The sequence below is a fragment of the Microbacterium sp. NPDC057658 genome (assembly GCF_042799975.1).
Classification (GTDB): domain Bacteria; phylum Actinomycetota; class Actinomycetes; order Actinomycetales; family Microbacteriaceae; genus Microbacterium.
Genome location: NZ_JBHVHT010000002.1, coordinates 320,152 through 335,543 on the forward strand (window position 1 = coordinate 320,152; position 15,392 = coordinate 335,543).

The 15,392-nt window shown below is 70.9% G+C and carries 17 protein-coding genes and 2 tRNA genes; 15 read left to right on the top strand and 4 right to left on the bottom strand.

The window, feature by feature from the left end; all coding sequences use genetic code 11:
* The first annotated feature begins 154 nt into the window (after positions 1-154).
* From ACFU8V_RS14970 to ACFU8V_RS15025, 12 genes are all read left to right on the top strand, one after another.
* Positions 155-1,159, top strand: coding sequence for a TadA family conjugal transfer-associated ATPase (locus ACFU8V_RS14970; RefSeq protein WP_378872404.1), 1,005 nt, complete (start codon positions 155-157; stop codon positions 1,157-1,159).
* Positions 1,153-2,052 carry a type II secretion system F family protein gene (locus ACFU8V_RS14975; RefSeq protein ID WP_378872407.1) on the top strand — a complete coding sequence of 300 codons (900 nt, stop codon included), beginning with the start codon at positions 1,153-1,155 and terminating at the stop codon, positions 2,050-2,052. Before ACFU8V_RS14970 ends, ACFU8V_RS14975 begins: the two co-directional genes overlap by 7 nt.
* Positions 2,053-2,089: 37 nt before the next feature.
* Positions 2,090-2,290: a DUF4244 domain-containing protein gene (locus tag ACFU8V_RS14980; RefSeq protein ID WP_025104272.1), complete on the top strand. Its 201-nt coding sequence runs from the start codon at positions 2,090-2,092 to the stop codon at positions 2,288-2,290.
* Positions 2,287-2,667: a TadE family type IV pilus minor pilin gene (locus ACFU8V_RS14985; RefSeq protein WP_025104273.1), complete on the top strand. Its 381-nt coding sequence runs from the start codon at positions 2,287-2,289 to the stop codon at positions 2,665-2,667. The genes ACFU8V_RS14980 and ACFU8V_RS14985 overlap by 4 nt, the downstream gene beginning before the upstream one ends.
* Positions 2,667-2,996, top strand: coding sequence for an Rv3654c family TadE-like protein (locus tag ACFU8V_RS14990; RefSeq protein WP_085606247.1), 330 nt, complete (start codon positions 2,667-2,669; stop codon positions 2,994-2,996). Before ACFU8V_RS14985 ends, ACFU8V_RS14990 begins: the two co-directional genes overlap by 1 nt.
* 78 nt (positions 2,997-3,074) lie before the next feature.
* Entirely contained in the window at positions 3,075-5,951 is a 2,877-nt protein-coding gene (gene topA / locus ACFU8V_RS14995; protein WP_085606245.1) for a type I DNA topoisomerase, read from the top strand.
* On the top strand, positions 5,948-6,577 hold the full coding sequence (gene tmk, locus ACFU8V_RS15000; protein ID WP_025104276.1) for a dTMP kinase: 630 nt from the start codon (positions 5,948-5,950) through the stop codon (positions 6,575-6,577). Before topA ends, tmk begins: the two co-directional genes overlap by 4 nt.
* A gap of 87 nt (positions 6,578-6,664) precedes the next feature.
* Positions 6,665-7,822 carry a DNA polymerase III subunit delta' gene (locus ACFU8V_RS15005; RefSeq protein ID WP_378872414.1) on the top strand — a complete coding sequence of 386 codons (1,158 nt, stop codon included), beginning with the start codon at positions 6,665-6,667 and terminating at the stop codon, positions 7,820-7,822.
* Positions 7,819-9,372, top strand: a complete 1,554-nt coding sequence (locus ACFU8V_RS15010; protein WP_378872417.1) for an alpha/beta hydrolase — start codon at positions 7,819-7,821, stop codon at positions 9,370-9,372. Before ACFU8V_RS15005 ends, ACFU8V_RS15010 begins: the two co-directional genes overlap by 4 nt.
* A 69-nt stretch (positions 9,373-9,441) precedes the next feature.
* Positions 9,442-9,514, top strand: a tRNA-Thr gene (locus ACFU8V_RS15015).
* 78 nt (positions 9,515-9,592) lie between these two features.
* A complete protein-coding gene (locus ACFU8V_RS15020; RefSeq protein WP_025104279.1) occupies positions 9,593-10,174 on the top strand; it encodes an isochorismatase family protein in 582 nt (193 codons plus the stop codon).
* Positions 10,171-10,704 (top strand): DUF1697 domain-containing protein, encoded by a 534-nt coding sequence (locus ACFU8V_RS15025; protein ID WP_025104280.1) that lies wholly within the window; start codon positions 10,171-10,173, stop codon positions 10,702-10,704. Before ACFU8V_RS15020 ends, ACFU8V_RS15025 begins: the two co-directional genes overlap by 4 nt.
* Here the strand turns inward: ACFU8V_RS15025 and ACFU8V_RS15030 are convergent.
* A complete protein-coding gene (locus tag ACFU8V_RS15030) occupies positions 10,685-10,903 on the bottom strand; it encodes a hypothetical protein (RefSeq protein WP_025104281.1) in 219 nt (72 codons plus the stop codon). The two genes, ACFU8V_RS15025 and ACFU8V_RS15030, sit on opposite strands and share 20 nt — an antisense overlap.
* A gap of 25 nt (positions 10,904-10,928) precedes the next feature.
* Between ACFU8V_RS15030 and ACFU8V_RS15035 the strand changes: the two genes are divergently transcribed.
* On the top strand, positions 10,929-11,447 hold the full coding sequence (locus ACFU8V_RS15035) for a CGNR zinc finger domain-containing protein (RefSeq protein WP_025104282.1): 519 nt from the start codon (positions 10,929-10,931) through the stop codon (positions 11,445-11,447).
* Positions 11,448-11,450: 3 nt separating this feature from the next.
* Here the strand turns inward: ACFU8V_RS15035 and ACFU8V_RS15040 are convergent, their stop codons facing one another.
* Positions 11,451-11,996 carry a type 1 glutamine amidotransferase domain-containing protein gene (locus ACFU8V_RS15040; protein ID WP_025104283.1) on the bottom strand — a complete coding sequence of 182 codons (546 nt, stop codon included), beginning with the start codon at positions 11,994-11,996 and terminating at the stop codon, positions 11,451-11,453.
* A 158-nt stretch (positions 11,997-12,154) separates the two neighbouring features.
* Here ACFU8V_RS15040 and ACFU8V_RS15045 point away from each other — a divergent pair, with 158 nt between their 5' ends.
* Entirely contained in the window at positions 12,155-12,619 is a 465-nt protein-coding gene (locus tag ACFU8V_RS15045) for a hypothetical protein (protein ID WP_338566544.1), read from the top strand.
* Between the two features lie 8 nt (positions 12,620-12,627).
* Here the strand turns inward: ACFU8V_RS15045 and ACFU8V_RS15050 are convergent.
* Together ACFU8V_RS15050 and ACFU8V_RS15055 are read right to left on the bottom strand one after the other, a co-directional pair.
* Positions 12,628-12,700: transfer RNA gene (locus ACFU8V_RS15050), tRNA-Lys, on the bottom strand.
* 135 nt (positions 12,701-12,835) lie between these two features.
* The gene (locus tag ACFU8V_RS15055; protein WP_062636269.1) at positions 12,836-13,495 is read right to left on the bottom strand and encodes a fasciclin domain-containing protein; all 660 of its coding nucleotides are present in this window, start codon (positions 13,493-13,495) and stop codon (positions 12,836-12,838) included.
* A 167-nt stretch (positions 13,496-13,662) separates the two neighbouring features.
* On the opposite strand from ACFU8V_RS15055, the gene ACFU8V_RS15060 reads away from it, so the two are divergent.
* Positions 13,663-15,375 (top strand): cytochrome c biogenesis protein DipZ, encoded by a 1,713-nt coding sequence (locus ACFU8V_RS15060; protein ID WP_126893379.1) that lies wholly within the window; start codon positions 13,663-13,665, stop codon positions 15,373-15,375.
* The last annotated feature ends 17 nt before the right edge of the window (positions 15,376-15,392 follow it).

A 15,392-nucleotide genomic window follows, 5' to 3' on the forward strand; every position in this document is an offset into this window, starting at 1 on the left:
GGTGCCGCCCTTTCTTATGGGAGCGCTCCCGATCCGCGCTCGCTTCGCGATCGGCTCCTGCACTGCGGGAGACGGCGCCGGCTTGTGCACACGCGCCGCGGGAGCCCAGGCACCGCGCGGTCCAGGTGGGCGGCCTGCGGCCTACCGTCGCCGTATGCCTGACCGATTCGTCATCCAGCCGCGCTCGTCCGAGGCGCGCGCGACGCCACGCTCGCCGCAGGAGGCTCTCCGGAGCGAGCCGGCTTTCGCCCCGCTCGCGCCGTTCATCGACGACGAGGTCACGGACGTGTTCCTGAACGGCGCGGACGCGCTGTTCGTGGACAGGGGGAGGGGCGCGGTACGTGTGCCGGAGTGGCGGGCGACGGAGCGGGAGGTCCGGGAGCTCGCCGTGGCGCTCGTCGCGATCGGCGGGCGACACCTCGACGATCAGACGCCGTGCGTCGACGTCCGCCTCGGGTCCGGGGTCCGGGTGCACGCCGCGCTGGCTCCGGTGTCGGCGCGAGGCACCGCCCTGTCGATCCGCGTCCCTCGCGTGCATGCCGCCGACCTCGATGCGCTCGCGGCGCGCGGAGCGTTCGATCCGCGGCAGCGGCGATGGCTCGGCGCGCTGGTCCGCGACCAGGCGAACCTCCTCCTCACCGGGGGCACGGGCTCCGGCAAGACGACGCTGCTGTCGGCCCTGCTGTCGGAGGTCCCGCCCGAGGAGCGCATCGTCACCATCGAAGACGTCGCGGAGCTGCGGCCCCGGCACCCGCACCATGTCGCTCTGGAGGCCCGGCAGGCCAACCTCGAAGGCGCCGGTGAGATCGATCTGGCGCGGCTCGTGCGGGAGTCCCTGCGCATGCGGCCCGACCGCCTCGTGGTGGGCGAATGCCGAGGAGTGGAAGTGCGGGAGCTGCTCACCGCGCTCAACACCGGGCACGACGGCGGCGCCGGCACTCTGCACGCCAGCGGTCTGGCCGACGTCCCCGCGCGGTTGGAGGCCCTGGGAGCGCTCGCCGGCATGGACGCGGTAGCGCTCGCGCGTCAGGCGGTGAGTGCCTTCACCATCGTGTTGCACCTGGAGCGGGCTCGGGATGGCATCCGACGCATCGCGAAGGCCGGCCGTCTCGCGCTCGCGGGCGACCGCCTGACGATCGAGGAGGTCGAGCCGTGGTGACGCTCCGTGTGCCGCGTCCGGCGTCGGCGGCCGGTCCGCATGTCGCCGATTCCGTCCAGACGCTCGCCGTGCTCCTGCAGGCCGGGGCGATCCCCCTCGTCGCCTGGAGGCACCTCGCGGGCACGGGAGACCCCGCCGCGACGGCGGTGCTCGAACGAACGAGTGAGGGCATGCCGCTGGTGTCCGCGATCGAGGCGCAGGGTGGCATGTGGACGGAGCTGGCGGCGGCGTGGGAGGTCGCCACGACGGTGGGGGCACCGCTGGCCGACGTGCTCCGCACCATCGCCGAGGCGCTGCGCGATGCCGCGTCGGCGGCCGACGATGTCCGAGTGGCTCTCGCCGAGCCTGCGGGGACGGCGCGACTGCTGTTGTGGATGCCGCTGGCCGGTCTGCTGCTCGGCGTCGCGCTGGGATTCGACACCCTGGGCGCGATCATCGGCAACCCCCTCGGGGGCGTATGCGTCGTCGCGGGGCTGCTGCTGGTCGCGGCCGCTCGGCTCTGGACAGGGCGGCTGCTGCGCCAAGCACGCCCAGCGCCGGGCACGCCGGGCATGGCCGCGGAACTCGTCGCGGTGGCGCTCGCCGGCGGCGCACCGATCGACCGCGCCGTCGCGCTCGTCACCGAGACCGGCGTCGTCGACCCCGCCGAGCGCGACCGCGTCGGCCAGGTGCTCGAGCTCTCCCGCGCGGCCGGCGTCCCCGCCGTTGAGCTGCTGCGCGCGGCGGCGGCGCAGGACCGGCATCGCGCCAGGGTGCACGGGCGTCTCCGCGCCGCGCGTCTCTCCACGCGCCTGCTGCTTCCGCTCGGCGTCTGCACGCTGCCGGCGTTCCTCCTGCTCGGTGTGGCGCCCCTCCTGCTCAGTGTGCTCGCCTCCACGCCGCTGCCGACCTGACCCTTCCGTGATCACCGACAAAGAAAGAGGTACGAAGATGAACGACACACTCCCCACCCTGGACCGGCGCCGCGCCAGGGCGCTCTTCGGAGACGACACCGGCGCGGCGACCGCCGAATACGCCATCACCACCATGGCCGCGGTCGCCTTCGCCGGTCTGCTCGTGGCGATCATGCGCTCGGACGAGGTGCGGGGCATCCTCACCGGTCTCGTCCGTCGAGCCCTGACCGTGTCATGACGCACGGCGGACACGACGCTCGCGCGACCGCGGCCCCGGCATGGTGGCGGGGCGACCGCGGTGCCGTCGCGGCGGAGCTCGCCCTGGCGCTGCCCGCCATCGTGCTGGTGCTGCTGCTGGGGGCGGGCGCTCTCCTGGCGGCGTCGCGGCAGGTCGCGCTGCAGGATGCTGCCGCCGACGCCGCCCGACTGCTCGGTCGTGGTGAGGACGCGGCGGCGGCTGCCCGGGTCATCCACGAGGCGATCCCGGGCGCCGGTACCGCGTTCGCCCCTGCCGGCGATCTCGTGTGCGCCACGGCGACGCTCCGGGTGTCGCTCGGAGCGGTCATCAGCGTCCCGCTGCGCGCCTCGAGCTGTGCCCTGGACGGGGGCCGCTGATGGCGGGGTCGGCGCTCGCGGCCGCGCTCCTCGTGGTGAGCGCCACGCTGTCCGTCGGTCTCGCGGCGGTGGGCGGTGCGGCGGTCACGGCACAGCGTGCGGCGGGCGCGGCCGACGCCGCCGCGCTCGCCGCCGCCGATGCCGCGAGCGGCGCGGTGCCGACGGCGGACGAGCCCTGTGCGTTGGCCGCCAGGGTCGCCGCGGCGGACGGGGCGGCCCTGACGAGCTGTTCGCTGGAAGGGTATGTGGCGACCGTGTCGGTGGAGGCGGCGTACGCTGGACTCGCTGCCGTCTCCCGCGCTCGTGCCGGGCCACCCGAGGAACCATGACGGCGGCTCTACCCCTCGCCCGCTGTGAACGACCCCTGATAGCGGTGTGTATGGTGTGCTTCGAAGAAAGGACGCCCCTTGGCTGAAGGCAAGAAGCTCGTCATCGTCGAGTCCCCGACGAAGATGCGGTCTATTCAGGGATACCTCGGCGACGGTTACGAGGTGCTCAGCTCCGTCGGCCACATCCGCGATCTCGCCGACAAGAAGGACATCCCGGCCGAGGACAAGAAGGCGTACGGCAAGTACTCCATCGACATCGACAACGGCTTCGACCCTTACTACGTGGTGTCGGACCGCAAGACCAAGACGGTCGCCGAGCTCAAGCGCGCGCTCAAGCACGCGGATGAGGTCCTGCTCGCCACTGATGAGGACCGCGAGGGCGAGGCCATCGCCTGGCACCTGCTGGAGACGCTCAAGCCCAAGGTGCCGGTCAAGCGCATGGTCTTCCACGAGATCACCAAGGACGCGATCCAGGCCGCTGTCGGCAACACCCGTGAACTCGACCACGCCCTCGTCGATGCGCAGGAGACCCGCCGCATCCTCGACCGCCTCTACGGGTGGGACGTCTCGCCCGTGCTCTGGTACAAGGTCAAGACCGGGATCTCGGCCGGCCGCGTGCAGTCCGCCGCGACCCGCCTGATCGTCGACCGCGAGCGCGAGCGCATGGCCTTCGTCTCCGCGGAGTACTGGGACGTGGACGCCGACGCGGCCGCGACCGGCACGTCGTTCCGCATCCGCCTGGTGCGCGTGGACGGCGGCCAGCTCGCCCGCGGCTCCGACTTCGACGACACCGGGAAGCTCAAGAAGGCGGTCGTGGTCCTCGACGAGGCGAAGGCGGCGGCCCTTGCGCGCGCCGTCGACGCCGCCGGGGCGGGAACCGTCACCAAGGTCGAGGCCAAGCCGGGAACCCGCAGCCCCTACGCGCCCTTCACGACCTCCACCATGCAGCAGGAGGCGGGCCGCAAGCTCTCGATGAGCGCGAAGCAGGCGATGAGCGTCGCCCAGCGCCTCTACGAGAAGGGGTACATCACCTATATGCGTACCGACTCCACGGCGCTGAGCACCCAGGCGGTGCAGGCGGCCCGGAGTCAGGCCGTGGCTCTCTACGGCGACAACGCGGTGCCGCTCAAGCCGCGCGTCTACAAGTCGAAGAGCAAGAACGCCCAGGAGGCGCACGAGGCGATCCGCCCGTCGGGGGAGAACTTCCGCACGCCGTCCTCGCTGTCCGGCGAGCTCGACCGCGAGGAGCAGCGGCTGTACGACCTGATCTGGAAGCGCACCGTCGCGAGCCAGATGTCGGACGCCAAGTACGAGACGACGACCGTCACCATCGCGGTCGAGGCGGACGGCCAGACGGCGGAGTTCACCGCCTCCGGCACGGTCTACACGTTCAAGGGCTTCCTCGAGGCGTACGAGGAGGGCCGCGACGAGAAGCGCAGCGACGCCGACGCCGCGGAGAACCAGTCCCTGCCCGCGGTCTCCGTCGGCGATGAGCTGGCGGTGTCCGCTGCCGAGGCGAAGGGGCACCGCACCACGCCGAAGCCGCGCTACACCGAGGCCTCGCTGGTGAAGGTGCTCGAGGAGAAGGGCATCGGCCGTCCCTCGACCTTCGCCACGATCCCGGAGACGATCCTCGATCGCGGGTACGCGGTCAAGCGCGGCCAGGCCCTCGTGCCGACGTGGCTCGCATTCAGCGTGGTGCGTCTGCTCGAGGAGCACTTCGCCGAGCTCGTCGACTACGACTTCACCGCGGCGCTCGAGGACGACCTCGACACCATCGCCCGCGGCGAGCAGAACCGTGTCGAGTGGCTGAAGTCGTTCTACTTCGGCTCCGACTCGCACGTGGGTCTGCGCCAGGTCGTCGACAACCTCGGCGAGATCGACGCCCGCGCGCTGAACTCGACGCGGATCACCGACACCGCGACGCTGCGCTTCGGCAAGTACGGCCCCTACCTCGAGGTGACGGACCCGAAGGATCCGGAGGCCAAGCCGCGGATCGTCAATGTCCCCGAAGATCTCGCGCCCGACGAGCTCACGGCGGAGAAGGCCCAGGAGCTCATCGACGCGCCGGTCGCCGGCGACCGTGTCCTCGGGGTGAACCCGGAGAACGGCAAGGTCGTCGTCGTCAAGGACGGACGCTTCGGCCCCTACGTGCAGGAGAACGATCCGGTCTCCGACGACGCCGTCGTCGATGAGGCCACCGGCGAGGTCGTCGACCTTCGACAGGCTCAGGCACCCAGCGCGAAGGGGAAGCGCGGTGCGAAGAAGGAAGCGGCGCCCAAGCCCCGCACCGCCTCGCTGTTCCGCTCGATGTCGGTCGACACGATCGACCTCGACACCGCGCTGCAGCTGCTGAGCCTGCCGCGCGTGGTCGGCGTCGACCCGGAGTCGGGCGACGAGATCACCGCGCAGAACGGGCGCTTCGGTCCGTACCTGAAGAAGGGTGCCGACTCCCGGTCGCTGGAGAGCGAGTCGCAGATCTTCGACGTCACGCTGGAACAGGCGCTGGAGATCTACCAGCAGCCCAAGTACGGCGCCCGCCGGGCGTCGAGCGCGCTGGCGGAGTTCGACGCCGACCCGGTGAGCGGCAAGCCCATCCGCGTGCGCGACGGCCGCTTCGGCCCGTACGTCACCGACGGTGAGACGAACGTCACCATCCCGCGCGGACAGACCCCGGACGACATCACGTTCGAGATCGCCGTGCAGATGCTCGCGGACAAGCGCGCCAAGGGTCCGGCACCCAAGCGGGGAGCGGCGAAGAAGGCTCCCGCGAAGAAGGCTCCGGCCAAGAAGGCGCCGGCGAAGAAGACGTCGGCGAAGGCCTCCACGGCGAAGAAGTCCACGGCGGCGAAGACGTCGACCACGTCGGCAGCCCGCTCGGCGGCGGCCAAGAAGGCGGCGGCGACCCGGGCCGCGAACGCGGCGGCGAAGGCGGCAGAGAAGGCGGACTCGTGACCGCAGGCCCCGGCCTCTGGATCACGCTGGAGGGCGGGGACGGCTCCGGGAAGACGACCCAGTCGAACCTCCTCGCCACGTGGCTCGAGCAGAGCGGTCGGACGGTCGTGCGCACCCGGGAGCCGGGCGGCTCCGAGGTCGGGCAGCTCATCCGAGACATCGTGCTCCACCACCGCGGTGACATCGCGCCGCGCGCGGAGGCGCTGCTCTACGCCGCCGACCGCGCGCACCACGTCGCGACGGTGGTGCGCCCCGCGCTCGCTCGCGGCGAGATCGTGCTGCAGGACCGCTATCTCGACTCCTCGGTGGCGTACCAGGGCGCCGGACGCGTCCTCGACGCCACGGAGATCCGCGACCTCTCGCTGTGGGCTGCGGAGGGTGCTCTTCCGGATCTCACCGTGCTCCTCGACCTCGATCCGGCCACGGCGCGCACGCGCCTCGATTCGGCCGACAAGCCGTTCGACCGGCTGGAGGCCGAGAAGGAGGCCTTCCACGCCCGTGTGCGCGACGCCTACCTCGAACTGGCCCGTGCGGAGCCCGCCCGGTTCCTCGTGATCGACGCCGCGGCGTCGCCCGAGCGCATCGCCGATCGGATCCGCGCCCGCGTCTCGGCGCTCTTCGACTGATCCTCCACAGAGACGGCTTGGTCCGACGGGACGCACGGTCCGTCAGCGGGTGGTGGGAGCGTCGGCGGTCCCGATTAGGCTGAGTGCATGCCCTCGACCCTCGCCCCGCCGTTTCCCTGGGCCGATGTCTGGGGGCAGGAGGCCGCCGTCGAGACGTTGCGCGCCGCCTCGGCCGATCCGGCCGCGCTCTCGCACGCCTGGTTGATCACGGGCCCTCCGGGATCCGGACGCTCGACGCTCGCCTATGCCTTCGCCGCAGCGCTCATCGCCGAGGGGCCGGACGACGAGGCCACGATGCGCCAGGTCCTCGCCGGCACCCACCCCGATGTGACGGCGCTGCGCACCGACAAGGTGATCATCACCATCGCCGAAGCACGGGCCCTCGTCGAGCGCTCCTACTTCGCCCCGTCCGCCGGCCGCTATCGGGTCATCGTCGTCGAAGACGCCGACCGGATGGTGGAGCGCACGTCCAACGTGCTGCTCAAGGCGCTGGAGGAGCCGCCGGAGCAGACCGTCTGGATCCTCTGCGCGCCGAGTGAGGCCGACCTCCTCCCGACCATCCGCTCACGCGTGCGGTCGCTCCGACTCCGCGAACCCGACGTGGTGGACGTGTCCCGCCTCATCAGCCTCCGCACGGGCGTGGACGAGGCCGTCGCCGAGCAGGCCGCCCGACACGCGCAGCGCCACATCGGCATGGCCCAGCGACTCGCCACCGACGACGCCGCCCGGCGACGCCGCGACGAGACGCTCCGCGCCGTGATGGGCGTGCGCGGGGTCAACGACGCGGTCGAGGTCGCCGGGCGCATCATCCAGGCGGCGACGGAAGACGCCAAGGCACTCACGGCCGAGCGGGATGCGGCGGAACGCGCCGCGCTCCTGCGCGCCGTCGGGGTCGCCGAGGGGCAGGCCGTGCCTCCGGCGCTGCGGGCCCAGGTGTCCGCGCTGGAGGACGAACAGAAGAAGCGGGCGACGCGGAGTCTGCGGGACGGCATCGACCGCGTCCTCACGGATCTGCAGTCGCTCTTCCGCGATGTCGTGATGCTGCAGTACGGCCGCGGTGACGATCTCATCAATCGCGAGCTGCACGCCGAGCTGGCCGCCCTCGCCGCCGCCTGGAGCGTCGAGCGTACGCTCGTCGTGCTCGACCACCTGGCCGAGACCCGTGAGGCGCTGGAGCGCAACGTCGCCCCGCTGCTCGCACTCGAGAGTTTGCTCGTGACCGTCACGAGCGGGAGGAAACCGTGAAGACTCGATCCCTGCCCCGCCTCCGTCGCTCCGCGGCGCTCATCGCCGGTCTGGCCGCCGCCTCGGTCGTGCTCTCCGGGTGCCTCTACGCCATGATCCCGGAGCAGTCCTCGAAGCCGGCCGTGGAGAAGACCCCGGACACCGAGGGTGTCGCGGAAGATCTGCTTCCCTTCTACTCCCAGGGGCTGGACTGGACCGAGTGCGGTCCGGGCTTCGACTGCACGACCGTCACCGCGCCGCTCGACTGGGAAGACCCGGGAGCGGGAGAGATCGAGCTCGCCGTCGTGCGGCATCGGGCCGAGGGCGAGGCGATCGGCTCGCTGCTCACGAACCCCGGTGGCCCCGGTTCCAGCGGCGTCGACCTCATCCAGGGAAGCCTCGACTACGCGGTGGGTCCGGCGCTCATCGAGAACTACGACGTCATCGGCTTCGACCCGCGCGGGGTCGGCGCCTCCACCGCCGTCACCTGCTACGACGCGAAGGAGATGGACGAGTACCTCTACGGCATCCCTTCGGCGCCGCGGGGCACCCCGGAGTGGGAGACGGAGCTGCTCGATTCCGCCCGCGGCTTCGGAGAGGCGTGCGACGCCAACAGCGGGGGCATCCTCCCGTACATCACGACCGTGAACGCCGCCCGCGACATGGACCTCCTCCGCGCCGTCCTGGGCGACAAGGAGCTCAACTACCTCGGGTACTCTTACGGCACGTTCCTCGGGGCGACCTACGCCAAGCTCTACCCGGAGAAGGCCGGGCGGCTCGTGCTCGACGGGGCGATCGATCCCTCCGTCCCCGGCCTCGAGGTCGGCGCCACGCAGGCGCTGGGCTTCGAGTCGGCCCTGCGGGCCTACATGCAGAACTGCCTCGACTCCGGCTCTTGCCCCTTCAGCGGGACGGTCGACGAGGCGATGGCCGATCTCGGCGCCCTGCTCGCGAGCGCGGACCGCACGCCGTTGAAGAACGGCGACGGCCGGCTCATGGGCGCCGACGCCCTGATGACGGCGATCATCGCGGCGCTGTACTCGGAGGACAGCTGGGAGATCCTCACCCAGGCCCTGGACGAGGCGCTGCAGGGCGACCCGTCGACGGCCTTCCGCCTCGCCGACTTCTACAACGGCCGGGAGAACGGCACCTACATCGACAACTCGACCGAGGCCTTCCGCGCGTACAACTGCATGGACTACCCGGTCGAGGACGACCCTGCGGCCGAGGCGGCCACGGAGAAGAAGATCGCGGAGGGGGCGCCGACCATCGCTCCGTACTGGTCGGGACCCGACCCGTGCGAGGTGTGGCCGTATCCGCCCACCGGCACCCGCGAGAAGATCACGGCGGAAGGTGCGGGTCCCATCGTCGTCGTCGGTACGACCAACGATCCCGCGACCCCGTACGAGTGGTCGGAGTCGCTCGCCGACCAGCTCTCCGAGGGCGTCCTCATCACCCGCGTGGGTGAGGGCCACACCGGCTACAACAAGGGCAACGTCTGCGTCGACGAGGCGGTGGAGGCGTTCCTCCTCGAAGACGTGGTGCCGGAAGACGGCCTGCGCTGCGAGTGAGAGAGCCTCGATTCGCGAGCGAGCGCGAGACAGGGTAATATCGGTGATCGCGCCGCTCACGCGTCGCACGCCGCTTTAGCTCAGTCGGCAGAGCATTTCACTCGTAATGAAAAGGTCGTCAGTTCGATTCTGACAAGCGGCTCAGGAAAACCCCCGGAACCCTCGTGGTCCCGGGGGTTTCCTCGTTCCCGGGCCCGGCCGCGGGGCGTACGCTCGGAGCATGAGCAGAGCGCTTCTCATCGTCGACGTGCAGAACGACTTCACCGAGGGCGGCGCCCTCGCGGTTGCGGGCGGTGACGCGGTGGCCGCCGCCGTCTCCGCCTACCTCGCGTCCCACGCCGACGACTACGAGGTCGTCGTGGCCTCCCGGGACTGGCACGATCCCGACGGCGACAACGGCGGCCACTTCTCCACGACCCCGGACTACACCGACTCCTGGCCCGTGCACTGCGTCGCTGGCACGGCCGGAGCCGACTACGACCCGCTGCTCGTGACCGACGGTGTCACCCATCACGTGCGCAAGGGACAGGGCCGTCCGGCCTACTCGATGTTCGAGGGGGTGACCGACGACGGGGCGACGGTCGCCGCGGTGCTGAGCGCGGCCGGCGTCGTGACGGCCGACGTCGTCGGCATCGCCACGGACCACTGCGTCCGTGCCTCCGCACTCGATGCGATCGCCCACGGCGTCCACGTCCGCGTCCTCGCCGACCTGGTCGCCGGAGTGGCGCCCGAACCCAGTGCCGCGGCCCTCGCCGAGCTCGCGCATGCCGGTGCCGAGCTCCTCGAGAGCTCGGAGGCGTGAGCCGCAGCGTCCTCCTCCTCCGCGCGGTCAACGTCAGCGGACGCAGCAGTGTGCCGATGGTGCGGTTGCGGGAGGTGCTCGCCGCCGCGACCGACCTGGAGGACGTCTCCACCTACATCGCGAGCGGCAACATCCTCTGCGCGACGCCGCGGGAACCCGCGGCTGCCTGCGCGTCGGTCCGTGCGCTCATCGCGGCGGAGTTCGGCGTCGACACTCCGGTGATCCACCGCACGCACACCGAGCTCGCCGAGTCTGAAGCGGCCCAGCCCTTCCCGGAGGGGGAGCTGAAGCTCGTGCACGCGATGTTCCTCGAGGGCGCTCCCGCCGCGGGCGCCCTCGAGGCGCTGCACGAGCGCCTCGTCCCGGGGGAGCGTCTCGCCCTGGTCGGACACGATCTGTGGATCGACTACGCCCCCGGCGGGGTGCACACGACGAAGCTCACGAAGGCCGTGCTGGACCGGGCGCTCGGGGTTCCCGGTACGGCGCGCAACCTCCGCACCGTGCGGAAGCTCATCGCGCTGACGGCGTGACCACGGCCCGGCTCAGCGCGGTCGGCGGCATCGGGGTATGCGTGGCGAGGTCGACCCGGCGCGAGTCGCAGCCCGCGCACCGGACGTAGACGACGACGCCCTCGCTGGTGGGGTGACGCGACTCCACGAGCCAGGCGTGCTCGTGGATGTCGTCGGCGGAGGCGAGCCGGGGGATCGGGAGGGTGTCGGAGGAGGTCATGGGACCAGCGTGATGTAATGGTCTTATGCATCTCAACCCTTACGGTGAGTATGCGGTGCTCCTCGCCGCCTCCCTCGCGAACGACTGGCCGGTCGATCGCGCGGGCATCGAGGAGCGGTCGCTCGCGCTCGGGATGACGCAGACGTTTCCGCCGGCCCCCGACGACCACGCGCAGGTGCGCGCCGTGATCGACGACTGGCTGGCCATCGTGGATGAGCCGGACCCTGATGCGCGGGCCGCCCTGCTCAACGATCAGCTCGCCACCGCGGGTGCCTATCCGCGGCTCACCAATCACGATGACGAGGGCTGGCACCTGCACTACCGGGACGACGTGCGCTCGCTGCCCTTCGTGCTGCGCGCGATCATCAACCTCGGCACGGCGCTGCACCTCGTGACCAGGGGGATGAACCGACTCGGGCGCTGTGACGCGCCGCCGTGCACCAACGTCGTCGCGGACGTGACGCGCAACGGCCGCCAGCGGTTCTGCTCCGTGAGGTGCGCGAACCGGGCGGCCGTGCGGCGCCATCGGGCGCGGGTCAGCTGAGGGTCAGGCGGTCTGCCCTGCGTGCTTGCCCTCGCCGATCTCCTCGACGAGCTTGGCGTTGAATGCCGGGAGGTCATCGGGGGTGCGGCTCGACACGAGACCCTCGTCGACCACGACCTCCTCGTCCACCCAGCTCGCGCCGGCGTTGCGGAGGTCGGTCTTCAGGCTCGGGTAGCTCGTGATGGTCCGCCCGTCGACGACACCGGCCTCGATGAGGATCCAGGCGCCGTGGCAGATCACGCCCACGGGCTTGTGCTGCTCGAAGAACGCACGGGCCAGGTCGATCGAGGCCTGATCCATGCGGAGGTGGTCGGCGTTCACCACGCCGCCCGGCAGCACGAGCGCGTCGAACTGGTCGGCGCTGGCGTCCGCGGCCTTCAGGTCGACGGCCTGTTCGTGACCGTTCTTGCCGGTGATCGCCGCTCCGTCCGGGGCGATGAGCGTGGCGCTCGCGCCTTCCGTCGTCACCGCCTCCCAGGGGCTCGTGAGCTCGCTGTCCTCGAAGCCGTCCGTCGCCAGGAATGCCACGCGGTTTCCGGTGAGAGTCATGGTCCGTCCTTTCGGTGGGAAGTCGCCCTGTTCCGGGGACTCCTCGACCCTCTCCCACCGCATCAGACCTCGCCAGGGGGTGGCCAGCCGTCGGCGACGGTGATACAGCAGGGCCGCGTCGGCGCGGGGCGGCGCGGTCGAGTCGATACGATCCAGACATGCGCCTCCGTCCTGCTCTCCTCCTCCTGCCGGTGCTGGTCGTGCTCGCGGGCTGCACACCCGCTCCGGAACCGACGCCGACCGCGACGTCCAGCGCCTCGGCGACGCCGTCGTCCTCGCCCGCCCCGCCCACGGCCCCGACGCCCACGGAGACGTCTTCGCCCCCGGCCGCCGGCACCTTCGCGAAGGGGCAGCTCGTGTCGCTCTGCACCGAGAAGATCCGCTCGATCTCGCCGGATGCGACGTTCTTCGCCGACATGGCGACCACGGAGTGGCTGGAGGAGTCGGCGGTGTGGTTCGTGGCCGTCCCGGAGACGATCGACGGTCAGGACAACGTCGCCGTCTGCGGCATCGGGGGAAGCCCGGAGGCGCCGGACTTCGTGATGCACGGCGAGTCGCTGCCGGACGGCGTCGCGGGGATCCGCGACGACCTGCTCGCCGGGAACGTCGGCGGCGACGACTGAGGATGCGGTGGGCCCCGTGGGGCTCGAACCCACGACCCGCGGATTAAAAGTCCGATGCTCTGCCAACTGAGCTAGAGGCCCGTGCTCCCAGTCTAGGGGGCGCACGACGAGGGGCCGTCGGCGCCACAGCCGCCGACGGCCCCTTCACCTGCCCCGTGTCCCTCCTGACAACAGGGGAGGCCGTGTGCCGGTCGGGTCGCCGGCACCGTCCCTGGCTTACTCAGCCGGGGGCATCAGGACCGAGTCGATGAGGTACACGGTCGCGTTCGCGGTCTGCACGCCGCCGCAGATGACGTTGGCGTCGTTGACCATCCACTCGTCACCGCTGCCGGTCACCTCGAGGTCGGCGCCCTGGACGGTGGTGTGCATGCCCTCGATGTCGGACGGCTCGATCTGGCCGGGGACCACGTGGTACGTGAGGATCGAGGTCAGCAGGTCGCTGTCGGTCTTCAGCGTCTCGATGGTCGCGGGGTCGATCTTCGCGAAGGCGTCGTCGACCGGCGCGAACACGGTGAACTCGTCGCCGTTGAGCGTGTCGACGAGGTTCACGTCGGGGTTCAGCTCGCCGCTCACCGCCGACACGAGCGTCGTCAGCATGGGGTTGTTCGAGGCGGCGACCGCCACCGGGTCCTGGGACATGCCCTGGATGGAACCGGCGCCGTCCGGGACCTCTTCCGCGTACGCCGCGCAGCCCGGGCCGACGAGGTTCGCCGCGGGGTCCATCTCCATCGGCGTCGACTCCGACGTCTCCGGAGTCGTCGGCTCCGACGACTCCTCCGTGCTCGTTCCGCTGCCCATGGAACATGCCGAGAGCAGGAATGCGCTCGCCAGACCCAGGGTGACTGCTGCGGTGACCTTCTTCTTGGTGCTGAACATGTCGAGCTCCTTCGAAACTCCGGCCACGGCCTCTCCGTGGCGTCGAGGGCTGTTCGGAAGCCTCTGCGGATCGGATGGGAGGAATTTCGAGATTCTCCGAAATCGGATCCGATCCAATCCGCTGCGGGGGGTCGGCGCGAACAGCACCCGACAGAGACGAGGACCTCATGGACCTGATCATCATCGGCCTGCTCGGCGGGCTCATCACCGGCATCTCGCCGTGCATCCTGCCCGTGCTCCCGGTGATCTTCCTCACCGGCGGTGCCCAGTCGGCGTCCTACGAGGGGGAGGCGGTGCCGGCGAAGCGCAGCCGCCCCTACTTCGTCATCGCCGGCCTCGTGCTGAGCTTCACGCTCGTGACGCTCGCCGGGTCGCTCCTGCTGGGCCTGCTGAACCTGCCGCAGGACATCATCCGCTGGGTCGGCATCGCGGTGCTGGTCGTCATCGGGGTGGGACTCATCGTGCCGCGGTTCCAGCACATCCTGGAGCGGCCGTTCCAGCGCTTCGGACAGCGCGAGGTGAAGAACCGCGGCAACGGCTTCGGCGTCGGCCTTGCTCTCGGGGCCGTGTTCGTCCCCTGCGCGGGCCCGGTCCTCGCGGCCATCATCGTCGCCGGCTCCACAGGGCAGATCGGCGTGGGCACCGTGCTCCTCACCGTCTCCTTCGCGATCGGCGTCGCGGTGCCGCTGCTGGTCTTCGCACTCGCGGGTCGCAGCGTCATCGAGCGCATCCGGGCCTTCCGGACGAAGGAGCGCGCGCTGCGGATCGCCGCCGGCGTGGCGATGATCGCCCTCGCCGTGGGACTCGTCTTCAACGTGCCGCAGGCGCTGCAGCGTCTGCTCCCGGACTACACCGCGCCGCTGCAGGAGCAGATCGCCGACTCCGAGCAGGTGCAGGACGCCCTCGACCTCGGCGGCCTGGTGAACGAGGAGAACAAGGACCTCGACAAGTGCACGAACGGCGCGACCGAGCTGGAGTCCTGCGGGACGGCGCCCTCCATCAAGGGGATCCAGCAGTGGCTCAACACCCCGGACGGGGAGGCGATCGACCTGAAGGACCTGCGCGGACAGGTGGTCCTCATCGACTTCTGGGCGTACTCCTGCATCAACTGCCAGCGCTCCATCCCGCACGTCGTGGCCTGGGACGAGGCCTACCGGGACGCGGGGCTGCAGGTGATCGGCATCCACTCGCCCGAGTACGCGTTCGAGAAGGATCCGGGGAACGTCGCGGCGGGCGCGCGCGACTTCGGCATCGAGTACCCGGTCGCTCTCGACAACACCCTCTCCACCTGGACCAACTACCGCAACCGGTACTGGCCCGCGCACTACCTCATCGATGCGGAGGGGACCGTCCGCCACATCTCCTTCGGCGAGGGCAACTACGCCGCGACGGAGGCGATGATCCGGGAGCTGCTGCAGGACGCCGACCCCGACGTCGAGCTGCCCGCCGCCACGGACGTGAAGGACGAGACCCCCGAGGTGGGAGCCACGACCCGGGAGACCTTCCTCGGCTCCTCGAAGGACGTCAACTACGGCGGCGGCGACGAGTACCGCCGCGGCGACGGCAGCTTCCGCTTCCCCGATGACCAGCCCGACGACAGCTTCGCGCTGGACGGCGACTGGACCGTGGACACGCAGTACGTCACGCCGACCGCTGAGGACGCGCGGATCCGGCTGCAGTATCGCGCGGCCGAGGTGCGCATGGTCGTCGCGGGGTCGGGCGAGGTGGTGGTCACCGACGCCGACGGGAACGCGCAGACGATCCGGATCGACGGGACGCCACGCTCCTACGGCCTGCTCGAGCAGGACGACATCGAGAAGGGCACGTTCACGCTCGAGGTCCCCACCGGCGTCGAGGTGTATTCGTTCACATTCGGGTGACGTCTGCACGGGAAGAG

What these genes read in the sequence shown, in the direction of transcription:
- ACFU8V_RS14970 (WP_378872404.1), top strand. Translation starts at nt 155, where the DNA reads ATGCCTGACCGATTCGTCATCCAGCCGCGCTCGTCCGAGGCGCGCGCG.
- ACFU8V_RS14980 (WP_025104272.1), top strand. Translation starts at nt 2,090, where the DNA reads ATGAACGACACACTCCCCACCCTGGACCGGCGCCGCGCCAGGGCGCTC.
- ACFU8V_RS14985 (WP_025104273.1), top strand. Translation starts at nt 2,287, where the DNA reads ATGACGCACGGCGGACACGACGCTCGCGCGACCGCGGCCCCGGCATGG.
- ACFU8V_RS14990 (WP_085606247.1), top strand. Translation starts at nt 2,667, where the DNA reads ATGGCGGGGTCGGCGCTCGCGGCCGCGCTCCTCGTGGTGAGCGCCACG.
- ACFU8V_RS15005 (WP_378872414.1), top strand. Translation starts at nt 6,665, where the DNA reads ATGCCCTCGACCCTCGCCCCGCCGTTTCCCTGGGCCGATGTCTGGGGG.
- ACFU8V_RS15020 (WP_025104279.1), top strand. Translation starts at nt 9,593, where the DNA reads ATGAGCAGAGCGCTTCTCATCGTCGACGTGCAGAACGACTTCACCGAG.
- ACFU8V_RS15030 (WP_025104281.1), bottom strand. Translation starts at nt 10,903, where the DNA reads ATGACCTCCTCCGACACCCTCCCGATCCCCCGGCTCGCCTCCGCCGAC.
- ACFU8V_RS15035 (WP_025104282.1), top strand. Translation starts at nt 10,929, where the DNA reads ATGCATCTCAACCCTTACGGTGAGTATGCGGTGCTCCTCGCCGCCTCC.
- ACFU8V_RS15040 (WP_025104283.1), bottom strand. Translation starts at nt 11,996, where the DNA reads ATGACTCTCACCGGAAACCGCGTGGCATTCCTGGCGACGGACGGCTTC.
- ACFU8V_RS15045 (WP_338566544.1), top strand. Translation starts at nt 12,155, where the DNA reads ATGCGCCTCCGTCCTGCTCTCCTCCTCCTGCCGGTGCTGGTCGTGCTC.
- ACFU8V_RS15055 (WP_062636269.1), bottom strand. Translation starts at nt 13,495, where the DNA reads ATGTTCAGCACCAAGAAGAAGGTCACCGCAGCAGTCACCCTGGGTCTG.
- ACFU8V_RS15060 (WP_126893379.1), top strand. Translation starts at nt 13,663, where the DNA reads ATGGACCTGATCATCATCGGCCTGCTCGGCGGGCTCATCACCGGCATC.